The organism is Gordonia sp. YC-XJ4, from assembly GCF_059511865.1.
Map to the genome: position 1 here is coordinate 4690451 of NZ_CM183447.1, position 22249 is coordinate 4712699.

A 22249-nucleotide genomic window follows, 5' to 3' on the forward strand; every position below is an offset into this window, starting at 1 on the left:
CATCCCACAGCGAAACCCCGTCACCGTGGGTAGGTGACAATTACCTGCCCGCTCCGTCGGCTTCGCCACTCCACCCGCCGATCGGTGTAGAGCGTCGGCACCCACTCCGCGAGATGCTTGCGTTGATGATCGGCGCGACACAGTGGGATGAGGTCACCGAGTACCGTCCACCCTCCGGCCTCGGGGTCGGTGTGGTTGAAGGGTCGCCAATGATCGAGGTCGCACAGGTGTGACGGCCTGCTGCAGTACGGGTATCGGCACCAGGCATCATTGGCCAACACCTCAGCGCGCAAGGTGGCGCTGGGTGCATATGTCAATGCCCCAGGTGATGGCACGGTGTGACCTCCGTGTCCGGTCGGATCGGCCGGTGGTGCTTGGGGCCGGTCGGAGATCTGCGGGATCAACGGACCAGCCGTCCGTACGGATTCGGGGTAGTGGATGGTCTTCGCCACGTCGGCGAGGGTGGTGGCGTAGTCGCGGTCGATCGGCCCGTATCCCTGCAACCGAGGCACGAGAATCCCGTCCGGATCTTTCAACACCGTCAGGACGGGTGCACCGGGTACGACCAGGGCCCGTCCGAACGCCACCGCCACCTCAGGAGGGGTGGAAGGTTCAGTCGGGTCGGGGATCTCGGGTTCCGCGACCGGCTCCACCAGCTCAACTGAGTCATGCTCATCGGAAGCTTCCGGCGCACTGGAAGGTTCGATGTCCTCGACTTCAGGTACATCGGCGTCGACAGGTTCGGGCATCAGGTCGTCCCACGCTGCCGCATCCGCAGCGTCAGCGGGTGTCTCCGCCGACTCGTCACGGGCAGCACCGCCTTTCGCGCAGTCGTCCTGTCCGCATTCACAGTCGAGGTGCGCTCCCGGCACACCGGTAATCTCCCCAAGTGCGATCACCCGCAGCGACCCCACTCGACGCGGGTCCTCACGGCAGGTCCGTTCATCGATGAGCGCGTTGATCTGCGTTGTGAGAAACACCCCGTAATGGGCGGGAACAACCGCATCCAGAGAGGAGTGCCCCGCAACATCAGGGGTGATGGTCACGTTCCCCACCAGGTCGGTGATGGTGTCGCGGTCCTCGATGACACTGTCGGGGTTCATCGAGATCAGTGCGGCGTCGAGTTGTTGCGACAGCACTGGATCGGTGGTGGCGCGGGACCCGTAGTCCAGGACGATCTCCTCGAACGACATCTCGGACTCGTCACCGGTATCGACGCTGTCGCTGTCGCTGTCGGTGTCGATGTCCGCGCCACGTTGGGCGGCGCGCGCCATGATCGAGACCCGGTTGGTCGAGTGCTCTCCATTGAGATAGGCGGCACGGATGAGGGGGAACTTCTCCAACAGATCCGCCAGCGCTATCCAGCTGCCGGCTTTGCTGCGGGAGACCTTGAACTGCAGAGACACTTCGGCGCGTGCGAGTTTGTCGGCGTGCTCGATCACCGAGCCCCACACCTCGACCTCGGACTGGCCCGCCAAACGCTCGCGGTACACCCGCTCCGCCAGCGCGGCGGCAGCAAGCACCGTCCGGGCTTCGTATTTGCGGGACTCGCGTAGCAGGTCCGGGCCGGTCTCGGTGAGCTCATCGCGCGACATGGCTGCGATCGCGGCGGCATCGGCACCCGGATCGGTGAACGTCAACGTCGTCGACACCCGAAACCTCCCCTCCCGCGATCGGTGATCCAACCTATGGGCACAAGTGTGGCTCTCCTCACCCAAAAGTGGGTCAGTTTTGTTGTGGCAGGGCCGGACACGCACCGCCTCGGGTCAGTGTTGCCATCGCGATGAGCGCCTCGGGACTGTGAAATCCGTACGACCGCTTTGTCAATGCGCGTAGGTGAGTGTTGTTGGCTTCCACACGACCGTTAGACATCTCACAGGTGACAGCGTTGTAGATCTGTATTTCGCGGGCCCGGACCGACCGAGCGACCGTCTGCATCTCACTGATGCCGCTATTGTCAGCCTCGGCGAGCCAGCGCCGCAACCGTTGCCAGGTACGGCCGAACTTCCTCGTAAGTATCTGACGGAGAAGCTCTTTGAGCTGATAAGCCCGCGCCAACACATCGTTTGCGGCAGTGATGACAATCTGGCGGGCATGTTCCTGCTCAGCGGTCAGATCTTCCGGATTCTTCAATAATGCCCAGCGCAGACGTTTGCGATCGGCCTGCGAGAGTCCGTCAATCCGGCTCAACACCCGCGACCGACACCGATCCATGGCTTGAGAAACCCACTGCAACACGTGAAACGGATCCATGCACACGTAGACCTCAGGTGCTCGTTGCGCCAACACGGTAGCGATGAAATCGGCTCCATCGGCACTGACATGGGTAAGCTCCCGGGTCCGCTGCGGCCCGAGTTCATCAAAGAATCGGTTCAAGGTCTCCTTGGTCGCTCCTTCGCCGGCCCAGACCATACGGCCGGTGTCGTGATCAACAACGACAAGCAGATAACGCCGACCCTTGCGATAGGAGATCTCATCGATACCGATGCGCCGCAAACCATTCAACCGGTCAGTCCGACCAAGGTGATCAGCGACGACGCGATCTACGATCCGCGACACCGTCGCCCATGACACGCGCATCATCTCCTGCACCGACGACATCGGAGAGTGCGCCACCAGCCATGCCACCTGATCGTCAAATGCCCTGGTCATCCGCGCCCCAGCCCGCGCCCACGGCACAGATTCGGTCACCACACCATGTGACGGACACGACACCCGAACACACACCATCTCGACGAAGCACCGCCATCCTCCCAGGTCCAGATGCCGCCACCGCCGATTCGCACCACGCTGGTCGTAACGACCACAACGCTTCTGGCAGTGCGGACACCGCCCAGCGGACCGTTGATGCAACTGCACCGTGAAGACAATAAGTTCGCCACCGTCATCGGTGTCGAACCGAACACCGACCACACGGGATTTCTGCAATCCCAGGACCTTCTGCAGTACACTCACAGTGCGCAACGCCGACTCCTCTAGGTATTGATCTTCGCAACTCAAAACCTATGTGAGAGAAGGCGTTGCGCCCGTTAGGCGCGCTGTGCATAACCCACTTCAACATGAGAAGCGCCACAAGTGTACGAAGGGGTACCGACAAAACCGGTCCGGCGGAGATGAGGCCGACAAAATCTGTGGACAACTTTTTTCGGGTGCGTCGGCTGGGCGTCGATGTGGTTGCGATACTTGTCATCTCACCAGGGTCTCGAGGCTCGCCGCACGCGGCTCACACCTCGACCATCGGAGGGAAGGGTCGACCATCGGCCAGGAACGGCCGTCGTTCTACTCCGATGGTCGAGGTGCCGAGGAGCGCCAGCGACGAGCCTCGAGACCCCGCTCGCCGAGCATTGTCCGCACCACCGAGGAAATCGCGGCGCGCTACTCCCGCAGGACCGCCTCGAAGGCGATGCGGTCGCCGCGGTAGAGGGAACGGACCTTTTCGATCGGGCGGCCGTCGGAGTCGAGAGATCGCCTGTGCAACAGGATCATCGGCATGGACGTCGTGGTTTCGAGGAGCGCCGCCTCGCGAGGAGAGGCGAGCGCCGTCTCGATCCGTTCGTGGGCGGAGGCGAAATCGACGCCTGTCGCACGGACTGCCGCGTAGAGAGAGGTGGCGGGATCAAAGGTGGTCAAGAAGTCGCCGAAGCGATCGACGGGCAGATAGGTGATCTCGAGGCCGAGTTTCGCTCCGTCCGCAAGCAATACACGTTCGAGGTGCAGCACGCGCGAGCCTGGGGGCAATTGGAGGTCATCACAAAGGGCGTCGTCGGCATCAACCTCGATGAACTGCACCAGATCTCGACTCGGAGTCCGTCCGTGCTTCTTCGCGCCCTCGGTGTAGGACTGCAATGACAACGGCTGCACCAACTTCGGAGCCGACACGACGGTGCCACGACCGCGCCGCGCGATCCGCCCCTCGACGAGCAGATCATGCAGGGCTTGTCGGACGGTCTCGCGTGCAACGGCGAACTCCTCGGCGAGCGCGCGCTCGGCCGGCACCGGATCACCCTCTTCGAGGCCGGCGAGCTTCTCCTCCAGTCCGGTGCGCACCTGGTAGTACTTAGGAGTCTCGCGCACCGAGCGCCTCCTGCGTCGCCACTGCTCGTTCGGCGACCGATCCGGCGATACGACACAGTTCGTCGACGCTGATCGCCTGCGCACCAGGAACTTTCGCCGCATCGTCGAATCGGCGGAGCCGTACCGCATCCGACCACCAGCGGTGGTCCGTCCACTCGATCCCGACGTCGCCTGCGCCGCCCTGATGCTCCAAGGAGTCAACGGATGTATCACTGAGCGACTCCGCATAGCCCGGTTCGGTCGCGGCCAGATGACGTTTGGCCGCCACGTGCGCGCCGGCCAGCCACGCCACCCGCTCGCCGAATCGTGGTGCCAACCAAGCACATGCGGCGCGGTCGTGATGAGCATGGTCATCGATCAGCGGACTGTGCCCGATGTCGTGGAGCGCCGCGGCGAGCACAAGTTCGTCGTCGGCGCCGTCCACCCGCGCCTGCCACGCAGCTTGCGTCGCATGCTCGAACTCGTCGACGGCGAGCTCGTCGTAGACACCGTGGAGCGAGTCGAGCAGGGCGGTCACCTCGGTGACGATCTCTGCTGGAGAAGTCATGCCCGCAAGCATACCGGGTTCGGTCTAGACCAAAAGTTAACCGAACGTTTTCCTGGCAGACCTTCTTTGGTCTAGACCAAACGGTGATGATGGTGGAGCACACGCCCCGATCGCAACTTGTCCAGACCAGGAGCACCCATGCGAGTTCGACACCTCACCCGCGCCGTTGCAGTCGCTGCTGCAGCGGCCGCCCTCACTCTGACCGCCGCGTGCGGCGGCACCGGCACCCAGTCGTCGTCGGGCGCCACGACGCTCACCGTGTACAGCGCCGACGGCCTCGGCAGCTGGTACAAGAGCCAGTTCGCGGCGTATCAGAAGCAGACCGGCGTCGCCGTCAACGTCGTGGAAGCCGGCTCCGGCGAGGTGGTTTCGCGCGTCCAGAAGGAGCAGTCCAACCCGCAGGCGGACCTGCTGGTCACACTGCCGCCGTTCATCCAGCGCGCCGACGCCGACAAACTCCTGCAGTCCTCCGGCGTGCAGGATGCCGCAATCGCCCAGGGCAACAATGCCGCCGACGGCAACTATGTCGCCATCGTCGACAACACGCTGAGCTTCATCGCCAACCCCTCCGCCCAGCCCGCACCGCGCACGTGGGATGACCTGCTCGCATCGCAGTACAAGGGCAAGATCCAGTACTCCACACCCGGGCAGGCCGGCGACGGAACCGCGGTGCTCCTGCTGTTGCAGCACCTGATGGGCAACCAGCAGGCCCTCGACTACCTCGCCAAACTCCAGACCAACAATGTCGGTCCGTCCAGCTCGACCGGCAAGCTGCAGCCCAAGGTCAGCAACGGAGAACTGTTGGTGGCCAACGGCGATGTGCAGATGAATCTCGCCTCCATCCGCGACGACGGCTCGAAGTTCTCCCTGTTCTTCCCGGCCATGCCCGACGGCACCCGCACCACCGTCTCGCTCCCCTACTTCGCCGGTGTCACCAAGGGTGCACCGCATGCGGAAGAGGCCAAGAAACTACTCGCCTACCTGGTCAGCAAGGACGTGCAGAACACCGTCGCCACCGACGCGCTGGGTATCCCGGTCCGCACCGACGTGACCGCACCGAACGGCCCCGACAGCCCCGTCGCGGCCATCAAGGGTGTCACCGTGTGGCGGCCCGATTGGAATGCGGTGCTCAGTACTCTCGACGCCGACGTCGCCGCCTACCAGAAGGCCACCGGGAACTGACATGAGCGACAACCCGATCCGCCGCTCGGCACTTGCCGGCCGCGCCACCGACACCGATGCCACGACAGCCGTCAAGGCACCTGAGCGCATCGTGTTCAATCGTGTGTCGGTCACCTATGGCCGCGGCAAGAAGTCGACCGATGCACTCCGCGATTTCACCCTTCGGGCTCGGCGTGGCGAGACCATAGCGCTCCTCGGTCCGAGCGGTTCCGGCAAGTCCACGGCGCTCAAGGCGCTGGCGGGCTTCGTCCGGCCGAGCGCGGGTCAGGTCTTCCTCAACGGCGACGACATCACCGATCTACCGCCCGCCAAACGCGGCATCGGCGTGGTCGTCCAGTCCTACGCGCTGTTCCCGCACATGCGGGTCGCCGACAACGTCGCATTCGGGCTGAAGGCACGACGCCTGCCGCGCAAGGTCATTGCCGAACGCGTCGAGGAATCGCTGTCGATGGTCGCGATGGGCGAGTACGCCTCCCGGCTCCCCCGCGAGTTGTCCGGTGGCCAGCAGCAGCGCGTCGCGATCGCCCGTGCCCTGGCCATCCGGCCCGAGGTCCTGCTGCTCGACGAGCCGCTCGCCGCCCTTGATGCCGCATTGCGGTCGTCGATGGTCGTCGAGTTGCAGCACCTTCGGGATGCGTTGCCCGACACCACGATGCTCTACGTCACCCATGATCAGACCGAGGCGCTCGCACTGGCCGACCGAATCGGCGTCATGCGGGACGCGAGCCTGGTGGATCTGGGCACCGCCGACGAGTTGTGGTCGCGGCCACCAACCGATTTCACTGCCGGATTCCTCGGCGGCGCCAACCTCATCCCGTGCACCGTGGGTCGGGTCTCCGGCTCCACCGCGCTGGTGGAGGCGGGCGGAAAGATGTTCTCCACCAACGCACCCGAACCTGTCCAGCGGTGGGCACCGGGGTCGCCGGCGCTGATCTGCGTGCGGCCGCACGACGTCGAGGTGGCGCCGGCCGGCGCACACGGCTCGATGTGGGCGCGGGTGGACGGGTCGGTGTGGCGGGGCTCGACGACGCGCGTCAGCCTGGCCGTCGAAGGACTGCCCGATCAGCTCATCGACGCCGACGTCGTCGGTCACGTCGACTACGCACCGGGTTCGGTTGTCGGCGTGCGCTTCCCGGACCCCATCGGCGTCCTCGTCGCCTCCGAGGGCACCCCGCGATGAGCGCCGGCGCACTACTCACCGACGACGCCACGTCCACGCCACCACCGCAACCGAACCGCCCCCTGCGATCGCGCAGCGCAGTCTGGGTGTGGCCACCGCTCGTGATCGTGCTGATCATCGCGGTGTACCCACTCGTGCGGGTGCTGACCGAATCAGCGGGCGGCACCGGTGAAAGCACCTGGGGTGCAGTACTGTCCAGCGAGATCTTCCGGACCGCGCTCCTGCGGACCGCGCAGGTCGCCGTCGCCTCGACACTGGGGGCGCTGATCCTCGGTACCTTCCTGGCGATCGTCCTCGCCTTCGTGCCGTTCCCCGGCTCCACGATCGTGGCGCGACTCATCGACACCGTCCTCGCACTGCCGTCGTTTCTGATCACGCTGGCGTTCACCTTTCTCTACGGCACGGCGGGTGCGGTGAACGCGATCATCGCCGACGTCACCGGCAGCCGTCCGCTGAACTTCCTCGCCACGCCGTGGGGGGTGATCGCTGCGGAGATCACCTTTTTCACCCCGTTCGTCGTCCGGCCGCTGCTCGCGTCGTTCGCGACGCTGTCCACCGATCAACTCGATGTCGCCGCGAGTCTCGGGGCCTCCCCGTGGCGGGTGTTGCGCTCGGTCATCATGCCCGAGGCGTGGCCGGCGTTGATGGCCGGCGGCAGCCTGGTTCTCCTGTTGACGCTCAACGAGTTCGGCATCGTGTTGTTCACCGGCGCCAAGGACGTGATCACGCTGCCGGTACTGATCTACACCCGCGGCATCGTCACCTTCGATCTCGCCGGCGCCGCGGTGATCGCCACCGTCCAGGTGGCCCTGTCATTGGCCCTCTACGGCATCTACCGCCTCATCTTCGCCCGGATATCCGGCAAGCGGAAAGGACTGTGAGACATGCTGTTCTGGAGTCGTGGCGGCCGCGCCGCCGTATGGATGATCTTCGCCGTCGTGGTGCTGGTGGTGTTCGTCGCCCCCATCGCCACCGTGGTTCTCGCCGGATTCGCCGGGTCCTGGACCGGCCCACTGCCCTCCCATCTGGGTCTGACACACATGGGTGACGCACTCTCGGGCGAGAACGTCGCCTCGTTGTCGGTGAGCCTGCAGACCGCGGTCATCGCCGGCGCCCTCGCCCTGATACTCGGCACCTGGGCGGCGCTGGCGATCCGGGATTCCGCGGGACCGCTGCGCCGGATCACCGACGCCGTCTTCCATCTGCCGATCGCGGTGCCGTCGGTGGCGATCGGCCTGGGCCTGTTGATCAGTTTCAACTCGCGCCCGTTGCTGCTCGGGGGCACCAAGTGGATCGTCGTCGTCGCCCACACCGTACTGGTGCTGGCCTTTGCGTTCAGCGCGGTCTCGGCCGCCTTGGATAGGCTCGACCCGGCATATCGACAGGCCGCCGAATCGCTCGGCGCGTCACCGCTGCGGGTGCTGACCCGCGTCACCCTGCCGCTGCTCCTCCCCGCGCTCGGCGCGGCCGCAGGTCTCTCGGTGGCCCTGTCCATGGGTGAACTCGGTGCCACGGTGATGGTCTATCCGGCGACGTGGAAAACGCTGCCGGTCACCATCTTCGGGCTCTCCGACCGCGGCGATGTATTCTCCGCCGCCGCCTGCACGACCATCCTGCTGGTCACCACGATGCTCGCACTGGTCCTCCTCGGACGTATCCGGTCACGCGCCGTCGTCCGCTGACCCGCTTGTCCGATCAGCCAACCATCAACGTCGATGATTGGCTGATCGGACATATCGCAGGTGTCGCCGTCTTGGTGGACTGACGGGTATGGACGCGATCACCCTTCCCCCACGCCCGGCGAACGAGCCGGTTCACACCTATGCGCCGGACACTCCGGAACGTGCCCGCATCGTCGCGGAACTGCGCGCACAGTCACAGGCCGACCCCATCGACCTCCCCCACGTCATCGGCGGCCGTGCCCGGATGGGCGACGGCGACCGCATCGACGTCGTGCAACCGCACGCCCACGCCGAGGTGCTCGGCACCTTCACCAATGCCGGCCACGACGAGGCACGAGCGGCCGTCGATGCCGCTCTCGAGGCCGCCGACGCCTGGGCACACACCAGCTTCGACGATCGTGCCGCGGTGCTGCTGCGCGCCGCCGACCTGCTCTCGGGACCGTGGCGCGAACGGATCGCCGCGGCCACCATGCTCGGACAGTCGAAGACCGTGCAGCAGGCCGAGATCGACGCACCCTGCGAGCTCATCGACTTCTGGCGCTTCAACGTGGCCTTCGCCCGCGAGATCCTCGCCGAACAACCGATCTCCTCGCCGGGCGTCTGGAATCGCCTCGACCATCGCCCCCTCGACGGATTCGTCTACGCCATCACACCGTTCAACTTCACCGCCATCGCCGGCAACCTGCCCACCGCGCCGATGTCGATGGGCAACACGGTGGTGTGGAAGCCGTCACCGACACAGGCCTACGCCGCGCACCTGACCATGGAACTGCTGCGCGCCGCGGGAATGCCCGACGGGGTCATCAACCTCGTCCACGGCGACGGCATCGCGGTCTCCGATGTCGCCCTCGCCGATCCACGTCTCGCGGGCATCCACTTCACCGGGTCGACGGCGACATTCCAGCATCTGTGGCGCGAGGTCGGGGCGAATATCGACCGCTACCACAGCTATCCACGTCTCGTCGGTGAGACCGGCGGCAAGGACTTCATCGTCGCCCACCGCTCGGCCGACCCGGATGTGTTGCGCACCGCCCTGATCCGCGGCGCCTTCGAGTACCAGGGGCAGAAGTGCTCGGCCGCCTCCCGCGCCTACATCCCGCGCTCGGTGTGGGATCGGATGGGCGACGACTTCCTCACCGAGGCCAACGAATTGACCTACGGCGACGTCCGCGACCTCGGCAACTTCGGAGGCGCCGTCATCGATCGGCGCGCCTTCGACAAGCACGTCGCGGCCATCGATCGCGCCAAGACCGTGCCCACGATGACGGTGGCCGCCGGTGGACACTGCGACGACTCGGAAGGCTACTTCGTCCGCCCGACCGTCCTGCTCGGCGACGACCCGACCGACGAGGCGTTCGCGACCGAGTACTTCGGCCCCATCCTCGCCGTGCACGTCTACCCCGACGCCGACTATCCGAACATCCTGCGGATGGTCGATTCGAGCGCGAAGTACGCGCTGACGGGATCGATCATCGCCTCTGACGGCGCCGCGGTCGCCACCGCATCGGATGTTCTGCGCAATGCCGCAGGCAACTTCTACATCAACGACAAGCCCACCGGTGCCGTCGTCGGTCAGCAACCCTTCGGTGGCGGCCGGGCCTCGGGCACCAACGACAAGGCCGGGTCGAAGGCCAACCTGATGCGCTGGAGTTCCACCCGCACCATCAAGGAGACCTTCGTGCCGCCCACCTCCTCCGCCTACCCCCACATGGAGCAGTGATGAGTACGGTCTTCGACGCGGTTCTGCGGCCGGTGATCATGAAAGCCGCTGCCAGCGAACGGATCAAGGAAGCATCGGTGCGGCTGCCGATCACCGAGCGCGTGGTGAACCGGTTCGTGCCGGGCGAGACCCTCGACGACGTACTCGCCGCGATCCGCGGATGCCTCGACGAGGGACTCTCGGTCACCATCGATCACCTCGGTGAGGACACCACCGACGAGAGCCAGGCGAGCGCCACCGTCGACGCCTATCTCGCACTCCTCCAGGCAATGTCGACGCAAGAAATGTCGCCGCTCGACGTCGAGCCCGGCAGGCTCGAGGTGTCGCTCAAACTCACCGCGCTCGGCCAATCACTGCCCCGACATGGCCGCAAGATCGCCGAGGAGAACGCGCACACGATCTGTGCCGCGGCGCGGAGGGCCGGGGTGCTGGTCACCGTCGACGCCGAGGACCACGGCACCGTCGACGAACGGTTGCAGATCGTCCGCTCCTTGCGCGGTGAATTCCCCGAACTCGGCACCGTCCTGCAGGCGTATCTGCGTCGCACCGAGGACGACTGCACCGAATTCGCGGCATCCGGCGCGCGAATCCGGTTATGCAAGGGCGCCTACGCCGAGCCGGCGGCGGTCGCCTATCCCGACCGCTCCCAGATCGACGAGGCCTACCTGCGGTGTCTGCGAATCCTGATGAAGGGCAACGGATATCCGATGGTCGCCAGCCACGACCCGACGATGATCGCAGCCGCCCGCCACCTTGCCGCCGAGGTCGGTCGCGCCCCCGACAGCTGGGAACACCAGATGCTCTACGGGATTCGCGCCGATGAGCAACATCGTCTCGCCGCCCAGGGCGCGCGGGTGCGCGTCTACATCCCCTACGGCCAGGAATGGTACGGCTACTTCGTCCGGCGTCTCGCCGAGAAGCCTGCCAACCTCGGGTTCTTCCTGAGGGCGCTCGCGGGGTAATCACCGGCCCGCTACTCAGAGCGGCTGCGCGCGCCGGACCTGATCGGCAGCGCGGGCCGCGTCGAGGTCGACGTCTGCGGTGATCACCGCCGGTCCAGCCCGGAGGACCCCCGAGGTCAGCGGCTGGGCGCGCAGTCCGCCGCGCCCGATGAGGGCCTTGCGCACGCCGTCGCCGGCCATGGTGTCCATCCAGGAACACGGATGTGCCGGCCGGCCACCGCGGAACCGGATGGGGCCGTCGCCGGTGTCGACCTCGAATTCCACGCCGCGTAGCGGATCGAGCTCGAGACCGCGCACAACGATGTTGCGCCGGGCCAGCACCGGGTCGGCGTCACCGGCCGCGGCCTGCCACGCCTCGATCGCGAGGAACGTCACCGCGGCCTCGGTGTGGGCGCGCACGCCGAAGAACCGGTCGCCGCGAATCCCTTTGTCGGCGACCACATCGACGTGATCGGGGGTGTGGGTCGCCACGTCGTCGGCGGGACCGTCCTTGGGCCGGCCGAAGTAGGCGTGTCGGGGTGACACGACCAGCGACTCGATCTCGACGTCATACCGCACCCCACCCAGCGTAGGCGCACCGAGGTATGCGCTACCGCCGATCCTCCGGCGGGATGTAATGCAACCCGCGGAACACCGCGCTGCCGGCGAACACCGAGGCATCGAGATCGACCCCGCGATGTCTGGCCATCCGCAACGCGAGTCGCAGCAGCATCTTGATGTCGCGCGGGGTGATGTCGGGGAAGCCGCCGACGAGGTCGTCGAGTAGATCCTCCCCAAGGATGACGTCGTTGCCCGCGGCGAGGATCTGCCACACCTGGCGGGCGTCCTTGGGTCCGGGTGGCTGGTATTCGATGACCGCGGCACACCGGGCGAGGATCGCCTCGTCGACGCCGTCGATCCGGTTGGTGGTGAGGAACAGCAATCCGTCGAAGTACTCGAGGGTGCGCAGGAACTCGGCGACGATCGCGTTCTGCGACAGGTCCATTCCGCGTTCCATGACGAAGACGTCGGCCTCGTCGAGCAGCAACACCGCATCCCACCGCTTGGCGCGGTCGAAGATCACCTCGAGATTCTTGCGCACCAATTCCGGTGTCACACCCAGTGATCCGGAGTGGATCGAGTACAGCGGACGTGCGGTGACCTCGGCGTACACCTCGGCGGTCAGCGTCTTGCCGACGCCGGGGCGTCCCTTGGCCAGGATCACGTTGCCCGCCGATTTCCCGTCGATGATGTCACCGGTGAACACCGAGATGTCGGTGGTGAGGATGTTGAGGAGTTCTCGCTGATCGTCGGGCAGCACCAGCTTGTCCTGCAGGTGCGCATCGTAGGCGTAGTCGACGAGGTCGCCGGTGTTGACGTCGAGGAAATCCTGTGCGCCCAAATCGAACACGCGCACCGCGGTGATCACCGGGACCGGCCCGTACTCATCGGGGCCGAACAGGATCGACGGCGCCACCATGCGCAGCGCCGCGATCTCGCTCGGTGCGACGTCGTGGACCACCTTGCGGTTCTCCCGCTTGTTGGGCGCCCGGTAGTCATCGGTGCGGATCACCCGGCCGGTGTAGCGGTACTGCTTACCGAACCCGTCGTCGATGATCCGTTGATACTGCTCACGGCGAGTCTGGTACTCCTCCTTGAGTTCCGGGGTTTCCTTGTAGGCACCGCCGGCGGCCAGGACGTCACCGGGGGTCTTGCCGACCACCTCGGTCTCCTCGAAGTAGAGCACCTTCGGTTTGCGCGACGGACGCTTCACCGTGGCGTTGTCGGCCTCCATGGTGAACTTGATCCGCGGACCGTGGGTGCGGTCGGCATGTTCGAGAGTCAGGTCCATGACGAGGTACGGATGCAGATATCCATCGGATTCACGGACGTAGAGCCAACCGTCGATGAGGTCGTGGCGCAGGAAGGTTCGGAAGATCTCGGTCGCCGCGTCGATGTGCGGGATGCGCGGAAAGCTACCGGCGCGGGCCGAGATGATCGCGGTGACCGCCCTGGCGAAGGAGTCCTCGCCCGCACCACCGGCGGTGTCGACGAGATCGGCGAGCGCCGCGTCGGTGAGATCGCGGTCGGTGATCCCGATCTCGGCCGAACGCCACGAACCCGCTTGTGCGCGTACCGCGGTGAGGTCCGGTGACGAGGTAGCCGCGACAACGGCGGTGGGTGCGACGAGCACGGTGGACTCCTTCGCTTCTGGTGAGGTCGGTCTTATTTCCTGCGATCAGGCCTGCGGATCGAGGACGAAATCGTATTCGGTGATGTAGCCCTCGCCGTTCGGGTTGTCCTTGACGTCGAGCATCAGTTCGGGCTTGACCGCCGAGGCGATGTCGTCGCCGTTGTGCGGGTCGCCGGGGAAGTACAGCTGCGAGGTGATGAGCTGATGGCCGGGCGCGCTGACCTTGAAGTGCAGGTGAGCCGGACGCCAGGCGTGCCAGCCGGCGGCGGCGATGAGCTGGCCGCACGCGCCGTCGGTGGGGATCATGTACGGCGCCGGACGCAGCGTGTGAATCTCGAAACGCCCGTCCTCGTTGGCGATCCAGGTGCCACGCAGGTTCCACTCGGGCAGGCCCGGGGCGAACTGCGAGTAGAAACCGAGATCATCGGCGTGCCACAGCTCCAGGCGCGCACCGGCGAGCGGGGCGCCGTCGACGGCGCGCACCTGCCCGGCGAACACCAGCGGATCACCGGGCTCGTCGTCGCGCATGGGAATGGTTCCGTTCCACGGCAACTCGGGTGATCCCTCAATGTAGTAGGGGCCCTCGATGGTGCCCTTGCTGCCCTCGCGGTGCTCGTTGGCGACCTCTTCCACCGAGTGCTCGAGCCACACATCGAGGAACAGCGGCCACTCACCGTCGGTGCCGACCTTGATCAGCCACGCCTTGAGCGCGTTGTACTCCTCGTAGGACACCTTGTCCTCGAGGACGATGTCGTTGAGTCCCTTGATCACCTTGCTGGCAAGGTAATTCACGCGTGCGGTGTCGATGACGCCGGAGCGGCCGCCCGCGGTGGCCATGCGCTCGGCGAAACGCGCCGACGCGTTCGCGCCGGATTCGGCGGCCTTGGCGTTGACCTCGGTGTCGAAGCTGGTGTCGGTCATGATGCGTACTCCTTGTTGATGGGGCTGGATTGATGGGGCTGGATGATGTTGGGCTTGTTGGGCTTACGGGTGATCAACCCGCGTTGATGTCAGAGGGGTGGGTGGCCAGCGGGGTCACCGAGATGTCCATGTAGGCGAAGAGCGGGAGTCCGGACAAGATCGTGTGCAACTCGTCGTGGTCGGCCACGTCGAAGATCGAGTAGTTGGAGTACTCGCCGACGATCCGCCAGATGTGCGGCCACTTGCCCGACCGTTGCAGCTCTTGTGAATACGCCTTTTCACGCGCCACGGTGTCGGCCCGCACCTCGGGGTCGAGATCGTGGGGGATGTTGACGTCCATCCGGACGTGATAGAGCATGCGCGTCTCCTATCGGTCGACTCGGTAGCGGGCGAGTTTGTCGGGGTCGATCTCGATGCCGATGCCGGCGTTCGGGCTGGTGTGCAGGTAGCCGTCCCGGATCTGCAGGGGTTCGGTGAGCAGGTCGTCGCTCATGTCGAGGAAGTTCGACAGCTCGCCGGCGTAGCGGGAGGTCAGTTCGTGGGCCGCGCCGAACGCCAAGGTGCAGGCGGTGCCGACCTGACCGTCGATCTGATTGCCCATCACCACGTCGATGCCGAGTCCCTCGGCGAGGTGATGTACCCGCCGTGACCACGTGAAGCCGGTGCGGGCGGTCTTGATGCTGATCGCGGTGGCCGAGCCGCCGAGGATCTCGCGGGTGACGTCGGCGGCGGTGGGCACCGACTCGTCGGCGATGACCGGGACGTCGAGGTGCTCGACGAGCCAGCGCCGGCCGACGACATCGTCGGCGGGGCACAGTTCCTCGGCGAAGAGCAGATCGAGGTCGGCCATGTCCTTCATGGCGCGCAACGACTCCGACGACGACCAGCCGCGGTTGCCGTCGACGTAGAGTTCGATCTCGTCGCCGAATCGCTCACGCAACGCGCGGACGACGGCGGTGTCGAGGCCGATCGGTCGGCGCCCGACCTTGACCTTGAAGGTCGCGATCCCGTAATTCTCGCGCATCTTCTCCGCCTCGGCGACCATGGTGGCCGGCTCATCGAAGCCGAGCATGTGACTGACCCGCAGGCGATCGGTGTAGCGGCCGAGCAGGTCGGTCACCGGCATCTGCAGGGTCTTGCCGAGCGCGTCCCAGATCGCCATGTCCACAGCGGCTTTCGCGGTGGGATTGCCGATGGTCCGGTTGAGACGGGCGACCATCATCTCGCGGTCGAGCAGCGTGAGCCCGGCCAGTTGCGGGGCGAACACGGTCTCGATGACGGCGACGATCCCGCGCTGGGTCTCGCCGTAGGTGAACGGACGCGGGGGCGCCTCGGCGACACCGATGATTCCGTCGTCGGTGTGGACGCGAACCAGGACGTGCTCGGCGACGGACACCTCGCCGGAGGCGAACCGCAGGGGTTTGCGGTAGGGAATGGCGAACGGAATCGCCTCGATCTCGATGATTTTCACAGTTTCTCTCCCAGCGGGGCGGACGAGGGAAGCACGGCGGACAGGTCGAAGGCGTTGCTGATCACCCGGGCCACCGATTCGACGACCGGGTTGGTCTCACCGGCGTTCCAGGCCAGGGCGACCTCGGTACTGCCGGCGTCGGCGAGATCGCGGATCACCAAGCCCTCCATGGGAAGTGCGCGGACCGAGGCCGGCAGCACGGCAACTCCGAGACCCGCCGCGACCAGCGCGAGCAGGACCGGGGTGCCCGACGCCTCATGCGCACGTTGCGGCACGAAACCGGCTCGGCGGCAGGCGCGCAGCGTCGCGTCGTTGACCGCGGAATCACGGCTGTCGTACATGACGAACGGCTCGTTGCGCAGATCGGTGGTGGCGATGACGGGTTCGACGGCGAGGCGGTGATCGGCGGAGACCACCAGGACCACCGACTCGACGTCGATGGTGCGCAGTTCGATACCGTCACCGACCACCGGTGGGCGCAACACACCGAGGTCGATCTCGCCCGACTGCAGCGCCGCGCACTGCATCGGGGTGAGCATGTCGGAGGAGATCTGCAGCTCCACGTCCGGCAGGGCCTGCTTGACCGCGCGCGCGATTCGCGGCAGGTGTGAGAAGGCGGCGATGCCGGTCAGTCCCAGACGCACCAGTCCGCTGCGTCCGGCCGCGATGCGCCGTACGCCTTCCATGGCCGCATCGACGTCGTCGAGGATGCGCGCGGCCTCGCCCTGCAGATACTCCCCTGCCGGGGTCAGCGCGACCTGGCGTGTGGTGCGGGCGAAGAGGGTGACATCGAGTTCGGATTCGAGCTGGCGGATCGCATACGACAGCGCCGGCTGGGCGACGTGCAGCAATGCGGCCGCCTGCCCGAAGTGGCAGGTCTCGGCGACGGCGGCGAAATAGCGGAGATGACGGAGCTCCATGTCGTCCTCCTTCCCTGTCTCGAGTGAACGAACCTGATCAATCGGCCGTATGTGATCGACACCACGTATCAATCATGATAGATCCGCGATCCATACGAGACAAGGACACGTATTCCGTCGATTGAGAGGACTTGTTTATCAATCAGATGCCTGGTCAGGACTGGGGTTAATGCCGGTGTGATGGGTGACACGTGCTGCGAGAGTCGAAGCACAGCCCACATCCAGGAGGTAGCCATGACCGTCACCGATCGGCCCGACCACTCGACCCCCGAGGCGTACTCGAGCGTCGTTCCCGCGGCACCGTCGGAGCACGTCCGCTCGGTACTGTCCGAGGCCGTCATCGACGATCGCGACGCCGGCATCTACCGGGCGAACCGACGCATCTTCACCGACGAGGAGATCTTCGAGCTCGAGATGCGCCACATCTTCGAGGGCAACTGGATCTATCTGGCCCACGAGAGCCAGGTCGCCAACCCCGGCGACTACTTCACCACCTACATCGGCCGCCAACCGGTGATGATCACCCGCGGCAAGGACGGCGAGCTGCACTGCCTGATCAACGCGTGCGCACACCGCGGGGCGATGATCTGCCGCCGCAAGACCGACAACCGGATGACGCTGACGTGCCCGTTTCACGGGTGGACCTTCCGCAACGACGGGACCCTGCTCAAGGTGAAGGATCCCGACGACGCCGGCTACCCGGACACGTTCAACGTCAACGGTTCTCACAATCTGACCAAGGTGGCGAAGTTCGGCAACTATCGCGGTTTCCTGTTCGGCAGCCTCAATCCCGACGTGCTGCCGCTCGAGGAGCATCTCGGCGACACCCGCACCGTCATCGACATGCTCGTCGATCAGTCACCCGAGGGCCTCGAGGTGCTGCGCGGCTCGTCGACCTACACCTACGACGGCAACTGGAAGGTGCAGGCGGAGAACGGCGCCGACGGCTATCACGTGACGGCGACCCACTGGAACTATGCGGCGACGACCTCACGGCGCAACACCGGCGAATCCAAGAACGACACCAAGGCCCTCGACGCCGGCGGTTGGGGCAAGTCCGGTGGCGGGTACTGGTCGTTCCCGCACGGACACCTGTGCCTGTGGACGTGGGCGGCCAACCCGCAGGACCGTCCGCTGTGGGACAAGATGGATGACCTCAAGGCGAAGTTCGGCGACGCCAAGGGCGAATTCATGGTGAAGGGGTCACGCAATCTGTGCCTGTACCCGAATGTGTATCTGATGGACCAGTTCTCGACGCAGATCCGCCACTTCCGGCCGATCGCGCCGGACAAGACCGAGGTGACGATCTACTGCATCGCACCCAAGGGTGAGAGCGATACCGCCCGCGCGCATCGTATCCGTCAGTACGAGGACTTCTTCAATGCCTCCGGCATGGCGACCCCGGACGATCTCGAGGAGTTCCGCTCCTGCCAGTTGACCTTCCGCGCCACTGCCGCCCCGTGGAACGACATGAGCCGCGGTGCGCAACACTGGCTCTCGGGCCCCGACCCGGTGGCGCAGAGCCTGGGCATGACCGAGATCGTCTCGGCGGGAAAGAAGAACGAGGACGAGGGGCTCTATCCCGTCCAGCACGGCTACTGGCTGGAGACCATGCGTGCCGCCGTCGCCGAAGAAGAGGCCGCCACGCGTCAGGCGTGAGCGACGAGCCGACCACCCAGCCCACTTTCGTTCGCAGAAGGCAGATCCCAATGACCACCGAATCCCTGTCCACCCCCTCGCCATCCACCAAGGCCGGCACCACGCTGATCACCCAGAACATGATCGAGCAGTTCCTCTACCGCGAGGCCCGCTACCTCGACGACCGCGAGTTCGAGAAGTGGCTCGAGTGCTACGCCGACGACGTCGTCTACTGGATGCCTGCGTGGGACGACGATGACCGTCTGGTGGAGAACCCGCAGCGCGACATCTCACTCATCTACTACGCCAACAAGGGTGGCCTCGAAGATCGGGTGTTCCGGATTCGCACCGAGCGGTCCTCGGCCACCTCGCTTCCCGAGCCGCGCACCAGTCACAACATCAGCAACGTCGAGGTCATCGAGCGGCGCGGCGATCTCGTCGACGTCCGATTCAATTGGCATACCATGTATTTCCGGTATCACACGGTCGACCCGTACTACGGCACCTCGTTCTACACCGTCGACTTCTCCGGGGAGTCGCCGCTGATCCGTCGGAAGACCGTCGTACTCAAGAACGATTACATCCACCACGTGGTGGACGTCTACCACTTCTGAGAAGGCCGGTGCCACCATGACTCTCACCACTGACCAGACGACGTCGGCGAGTCCCCCGACCGGCGCTCAGGCTCCCACCCACCAGGTGGCGCTGACCTTCGAGGACGGTGTGACCCGGTTCGTCACCTGCCGCGAGGATCAGACCGTCGCCGACGCCTCCTACCGTCAGCGGATCAACATCCCACTCGACTGTCGCGACGGGGCCTGCGGAACCTGCAAGGCATTCTGCGAATCCGGCGAGTACGACGGCGGCACCTACATCGACGACGCGCTGTCGGCGGCCGAGAGCGCGGACGGCTATGCGCTGCCGTGCTGCATGAAGCCACAGTCCGATCTCGTCCTGCAGATCGCCGCGACCTCCGACATCGCCAAAACTGCCGCGGGCGATTTCACCGGCACCATCATCAGCCTCGAACGGCTGTCGGAATCGACGATGCGCGTGGGGATCGAGATCGGTAACCGCGGGGATCTCGCATTCCTGCCGGGACAGTACGTCAACATCGCCGTACCGGGCACCGAGGCACTCGACGCCGACGGCACCGGGACCGGTCAGCCGTTGCGGCGGTCCTATTCGTTCGCCAACGGGCCGCACGAGGAACGGCTGATCTTCATGGTGAAGCTCACGCCGGGCGGCGCGATGTCGGACTATCTGACCGACCGGGCGCAGCGTGGTGACGAGATCACCTTCACCGGGCCGCACGGCTCGTTCTTCCTGCGCGAGGCCACCCGGCCGGTACTTCTGCTCGCCGGCGGCACCGGTCTCGCCCCGATCCTGTCGATGCTGCGAAAGATGCACGACGACAACAGCGCCCGCAAGGTGCATCTCATCTACGGCGTCTCCACCGACACCGACCTGGTCGCGCTCGACGAGATCGAGTACTTCGCGCGGGAGCTGTCGGGATTCACCTGGGACCATTGTGTTTCCGACCCGAACAGCTCGGCGGTGAACAAGGGTTATGTGATGACCCTGATCCGGCCCGAGCATCTCTACGACGGGGATGTCGCGATCTACCTGTGTGGACCGCCGCCGATGGTCGAGTCCGTACGCGCCCATGTAGCCGACGCGGGTATCGAGCCGGTCGGCTTCTACTACGAGAAGTTCGCGCTTGCCGTCCCCGCAGCCGCGACGCAGGGCGCCCTCATCGGTGACGGCGGTGACTCTGCGACGCAAGAGATCTCGACGATCACGTCGATCGCCGACGCGGATCCGATGATCCCCGCCCCCGACGCCCGTGGCATCGCCGGTCAGCAGGTGCTCGCACCGCGCGACATCGGCCCACACGAGCAGCGCGCCGGCGCAATCGACGACGATGGCGCCATCGCGCGTATCGCCGGCCAGCAGGTGTGGAGCGCGAGCGGAGCCGGCGTCGACCTCGACCCGGACGGCGGCGACCTGCTCTCCGTGAGCGAGGCCCGGGGCATCGCCGGGCAGAGGGTTTTCGCGGAGGCCGACACCGCGCCATTGACCACGCCTGCACCGTTGACCGGGACTACGCCGGTCGAGGTTGAGCCCGTCGACGAGACCGTGCCGACCGTCACCGAGCAGGGCTACGAAATCGGCGAGGAGCATCCGGGTATCCACGAATCCGATGCACTGTTCGAGGCGCGCGCGGCGCTCGAACTCGGTGCGCTGGAGCTGACTCTCGGCAGGATGACCAGCCGCCAGTTGGCCGGCTACCGGCTGCTCGCCGAGGCGACACTGCCCTACGTCAAGGGTGATTCGTTCGTCGATGCCGCCGAATACACCGAGACCAACGCCGCCTTCCACGATTACCTGTTCGGGCTCACCGGCAACGATCACCTGCTCGCCGCCTACCAGGCGCTCGGCGTCAAGGGCCGGATGGGTGAGGTGCTGCGCAATGCGACGTGGTGTCATCCGTTGTGCGCGCAGGACCACATCGACATCGTCGAGGCGTTCGCGTCGGGCAACCGCGACCGGGCCCGCGGATTGATCTCCGCACATGCCGAGCGGTCCAAGCAGACGATGCGACGTGCCATGGCCGACGAGATGGCCTCGCGGCGGCCACGTTTCATCACCCCGGGTCGTTTCGCCGGCAAAGTGGTGATCGTGACCGGAGCCGCGCAGGGTATCGGCGCGCACACCGCGCGGCGCATCGGCGCCGAGGGTGGTCGGGTCGTGTGTGCTGATCGCTCGGAATTCGTCAACGAAATCGTCTCCGACGTCACCGACCTCGGCGGCCAGGCCGTCAAAAGCATCGCCGATCTCGAAACCTATGACGGCGCAGCATCTGTCGTCGCCACCGCGATCGAGACATACGGCCGGGTCGATGTGTTGATCAACAACGTGGGCGGTGCGATCAACTTCAAACCGTTCGTCGAGTTCACCGACGAACAGATCCGCGCCGAGATCGATCGGTCCCTGATGACGACGCTCTACGCGTGCCGTGCAGCTCTGCCATCGATGGTGGCCCACGGATCGGGTGTGATCGTCAACGTGTCGTCGGCGGCGACCCGCGGCATCCATCGCATCCCGTACTCGGCAGCCAAGGGCGGCATCAACGCGATCACCGCGTCGCTGGCAATGGAATACGCCGACAACGGCATTCGTGTGGTGGCCACCGCCCCCGGCGGCACCGAGGCCCCGCCGCGGCGGATCTCCCGCGGCACGCCCACCCCGCAGAGCGAGACACAGCAACAGTGGTTCGACGCTCACATCGAGCAGACAATCTCCTCGTCGCTGCTGAAACGGTACGGCACCCTCGACGAGCAGGCCGCCGCCATCTGCTTCCTCGCCTCCGACGAAGCCTCCTACATCACCGGATCGGTTCTACCGGTCGCCGGCGGAGATCAGGGGTAGCCCCGCCGGGTCGAGATCTCCCCCGGGTCATCGATCCCTTCCACCCTCCGGCGTTTATCCTTCCCCCGGTGGTCGAGGTGCGAGCCGCGTGCGGCGAGCCTCGAGACCGCCTGCGCCGGTGCTGGTTCGGTTCGACGGGTGGTGCGGAAACTGATCGGTGAGAGGGGTCTCGAGGCCTCGTCGCTGGCGCTCCTCGGCACCTCGACCATCGGATGGAAAGGTCCAGGGTAGAACGACGGCGCATTTCCTGACCGATGGTCGACCCTTCCCCCGGATGGTAGAGCGCTTCCACCGCCGACACTCGACCGTTTTTCCCGATGGTCGAGGTGCGAGCCGCGTGCGGCGAG

19 protein-coding genes are annotated in these 22249 nt (G+C 65.8%); 9 read left to right on the plus strand and 10 right to left on the minus strand.

Annotated features, from left to right (window positions below):
- Positions 1-20 precede the first annotated feature (20 nt).
- The 4 genes from AC5ZH6_RS20770 to AC5ZH6_RS20785 all read right to left on the minus strand — a co-directional run bounded on the left by AC5ZH6_RS20770 (position 21) and on the right by AC5ZH6_RS20785 (position 4633).
- Positions 21-1652 carry an HNH endonuclease signature motif containing protein gene (locus AC5ZH6_RS20770; RefSeq protein ID WP_496167760.1) on the minus strand — a complete coding sequence of 544 codons (1632 nt, stop codon included), beginning with the start codon at positions 1650-1652 and terminating at the stop codon, positions 21-23.
- Positions 1653-1725: 73 nt separating this feature from the next.
- Positions 1726-2964, minus strand: a complete 1239-nt coding sequence (locus tag AC5ZH6_RS20775) for an ISL3 family transposase (RefSeq protein WP_496167762.1) — start codon at positions 2962-2964, stop codon at positions 1726-1728.
- 411 nt (positions 2965-3375) lie between these two features.
- Positions 3376-4074 carry a GntR family transcriptional regulator gene (locus AC5ZH6_RS20780; protein WP_006368285.1) on the minus strand — a complete coding sequence of 233 codons (699 nt, stop codon included), beginning with the start codon at positions 4072-4074 and terminating at the stop codon, positions 3376-3378.
- Positions 4058-4633: an HD family phosphohydrolase gene (locus tag AC5ZH6_RS20785; protein WP_496167764.1), complete on the minus strand. Its 576-nt coding sequence runs from the start codon at positions 4631-4633 to the stop codon at positions 4058-4060. The genes AC5ZH6_RS20780 and AC5ZH6_RS20785 overlap by 17 nt, the downstream gene beginning before the upstream one ends.
- Before the next feature lie 126 nt (positions 4634-4759).
- On the opposite strand from AC5ZH6_RS20785, the gene AC5ZH6_RS20790 reads away from it, so the two are divergent.
- From AC5ZH6_RS20790 to AC5ZH6_RS20815, 6 genes are all read left to right on the plus strand, one after another.
- Complete coding sequence (locus tag AC5ZH6_RS20790; protein WP_006368283.1) at positions 4760-5803, plus strand: 2-aminoethylphosphonate ABC transporter substrate-binding protein; 1044 nt, start codon at positions 4760-4762, stop codon at positions 5801-5803.
- A 1-nt stretch (position 5804) separates the two neighbouring features.
- Positions 5805-6983: an ABC transporter ATP-binding protein gene (locus tag AC5ZH6_RS20795; protein ID WP_496167766.1), complete on the plus strand. Its 1179-nt coding sequence runs from the start codon at positions 5805-5807 to the stop codon at positions 6981-6983.
- Positions 6980-7864 carry a 2-aminoethylphosphonate ABC transporter permease subunit gene (locus AC5ZH6_RS20800; protein WP_006368281.1) on the plus strand — a complete coding sequence of 295 codons (885 nt, stop codon included), beginning with the start codon at positions 6980-6982 and terminating at the stop codon, positions 7862-7864. The genes AC5ZH6_RS20795 and AC5ZH6_RS20800 overlap by 4 nt, the downstream gene beginning before the upstream one ends.
- A 3-nt stretch (positions 7865-7867) precedes the next feature.
- Positions 7868-8665: an ABC transporter permease gene (locus tag AC5ZH6_RS20805; RefSeq protein ID WP_006368280.1), complete on the plus strand. Its 798-nt coding sequence runs from the start codon at positions 7868-7870 to the stop codon at positions 8663-8665.
- An 88-nt stretch (positions 8666-8753) separates the two neighbouring features.
- Positions 8754-10385 (plus strand): L-glutamate gamma-semialdehyde dehydrogenase, encoded by a 1632-nt coding sequence (gene pruA / locus AC5ZH6_RS20810; RefSeq protein ID WP_496167768.1) that lies wholly within the window; start codon positions 8754-8756, stop codon positions 10383-10385.
- Positions 10385-11347 (plus strand): proline dehydrogenase family protein, encoded by a 963-nt coding sequence (locus AC5ZH6_RS20815; protein WP_006368278.1) that lies wholly within the window; start codon positions 10385-10387, stop codon positions 11345-11347. Before pruA ends, AC5ZH6_RS20815 begins: the two co-directional genes overlap by 1 nt.
- A 15-nt stretch (positions 11348-11362) precedes the next feature.
- Here AC5ZH6_RS20815 and AC5ZH6_RS20820 read toward each other — a convergent pair whose 3' ends face one another.
- The 6 genes from AC5ZH6_RS20820 to AC5ZH6_RS20845 form a co-directional block, all read right to left on the minus strand.
- Positions 11363-11905 (minus strand): hypothetical protein, encoded by a 543-nt coding sequence (locus AC5ZH6_RS20820; RefSeq protein ID WP_006368277.1) that lies wholly within the window; start codon positions 11903-11905, stop codon positions 11363-11365.
- A gap of 31 nt (positions 11906-11936) precedes the next feature.
- The gene (locus tag AC5ZH6_RS20825) at positions 11937-13520 is read right to left on the minus strand and encodes an AAA family ATPase (RefSeq protein WP_006368276.1); all 1584 of its coding nucleotides are present in this window, start codon (positions 13518-13520) and stop codon (positions 11937-11939) included.
- Positions 13521-13565: 45 nt separating this feature from the next.
- The gene (gene catA / locus AC5ZH6_RS20830) at positions 13566-14441 is read right to left on the minus strand and encodes a catechol 1,2-dioxygenase (protein ID WP_006368275.1); all 876 of its coding nucleotides are present in this window, start codon (positions 14439-14441) and stop codon (positions 13566-13568) included.
- Positions 14442-14514: 73 nt separating this feature from the next.
- Positions 14515-14799 (minus strand): muconolactone Delta-isomerase, encoded by a 285-nt coding sequence (gene catC, locus AC5ZH6_RS20835; RefSeq protein ID WP_006368274.1) that lies wholly within the window; start codon positions 14797-14799, stop codon positions 14515-14517.
- Between the two features lie 9 nt (positions 14800-14808).
- A complete protein-coding gene (locus AC5ZH6_RS20840) occupies positions 14809-15912 on the minus strand; it encodes a mandelate racemase/muconate lactonizing enzyme family protein (RefSeq protein ID WP_006368273.1) in 1104 nt (367 codons plus the stop codon).
- A complete protein-coding gene (locus AC5ZH6_RS20845) occupies positions 15909-16832 on the minus strand; it encodes a LysR substrate-binding domain-containing protein (RefSeq protein WP_006368272.1) in 924 nt (307 codons plus the stop codon). The genes AC5ZH6_RS20840 and AC5ZH6_RS20845 overlap by 4 nt, the downstream gene beginning before the upstream one ends.
- A 234-nt stretch (positions 16833-17066) precedes the next feature.
- Between AC5ZH6_RS20845 and benA the strand changes: the two genes are divergently transcribed.
- From benA to benC, 3 genes are read left to right on the plus strand one after another with little or no spacing between them, the layout of a single operon-like run.
- Positions 17067-18491, plus strand: a complete 1425-nt coding sequence (gene benA, locus AC5ZH6_RS20850) for a benzoate 1,2-dioxygenase large subunit (RefSeq protein WP_006368271.1) — start codon at positions 17067-17069, stop codon at positions 18489-18491.
- A 50-nt stretch (positions 18492-18541) separates the two neighbouring features.
- Complete coding sequence (gene benB / locus AC5ZH6_RS20855; protein WP_014361207.1) at positions 18542-19084, plus strand: benzoate 1,2-dioxygenase small subunit; 543 nt, start codon at positions 18542-18544, stop codon at positions 19082-19084.
- 16 nt (positions 19085-19100) lie between these two features.
- Complete coding sequence (gene benC, locus AC5ZH6_RS20860) at positions 19101-21902, plus strand: benzoate 1,2-dioxygenase electron transfer component BenC (RefSeq protein ID WP_020170275.1); 2802 nt, start codon at positions 19101-19103, stop codon at positions 21900-21902.
- Positions 21903-22249: the final 347 nt, after the last annotated feature.

Coding starts and splice junctions, on each gene's coding strand:
- benB (WP_014361207.1), top strand. CDS start 18,542: ATGACCACCGAATCCCTGTCCACCCCCTCGCCATCCACCAAGGCCGGC.
- pruA (WP_496167768.1), top strand. CDS start 8,754: ATGGACGCGATCACCCTTCCCCCACGCCCGGCGAACGAGCCGGTTCAC.
- AC5ZH6_RS20800 (WP_006368281.1), top strand. CDS start 6,980: ATGAGCGCCGGCGCACTACTCACCGACGACGCCACGTCCACGCCACCA.
- AC5ZH6_RS20805 (WP_006368280.1), top strand. CDS start 7,868: ATGCTGTTCTGGAGTCGTGGCGGCCGCGCCGCCGTATGGATGATCTTC.
- catC (WP_006368274.1), bottom strand. CDS start 14,799: ATGCTCTATCACGTCCGGATGGACGTCAACATCCCCCACGATCTCGAC.
- AC5ZH6_RS20795 (WP_496167766.1), top strand. CDS start 5,805: ATGAGCGACAACCCGATCCGCCGCTCGGCACTTGCCGGCCGCGCCACC.
- benA (WP_006368271.1), top strand. CDS start 17,067: ATGACCGTCACCGATCGGCCCGACCACTCGACCCCCGAGGCGTACTCG.
- AC5ZH6_RS20845 (WP_006368272.1), bottom strand. CDS start 16,832: ATGGAGCTCCGTCATCTCCGCTATTTCGCCGCCGTCGCCGAGACCTGC.
- AC5ZH6_RS20785 (WP_496167764.1), bottom strand. CDS start 4,633: ATGCTTGCGGGCATGACTTCTCCAGCAGAGATCGTCACCGAGGTGACC.
- AC5ZH6_RS20815 (WP_006368278.1), top strand. CDS start 10,385: ATGAGTACGGTCTTCGACGCGGTTCTGCGGCCGGTGATCATGAAAGCC.
- benC (WP_020170275.1), top strand. CDS start 19,101: ATGACTCTCACCACTGACCAGACGACGTCGGCGAGTCCCCCGACCGGC.
- AC5ZH6_RS20790 (WP_006368283.1), top strand. CDS start 4,760: ATGCGAGTTCGACACCTCACCCGCGCCGTTGCAGTCGCTGCTGCAGCG.
- catA (WP_006368275.1), bottom strand. CDS start 14,441: ATGACCGACACCAGCTTCGACACCGAGGTCAACGCCAAGGCCGCCGAA.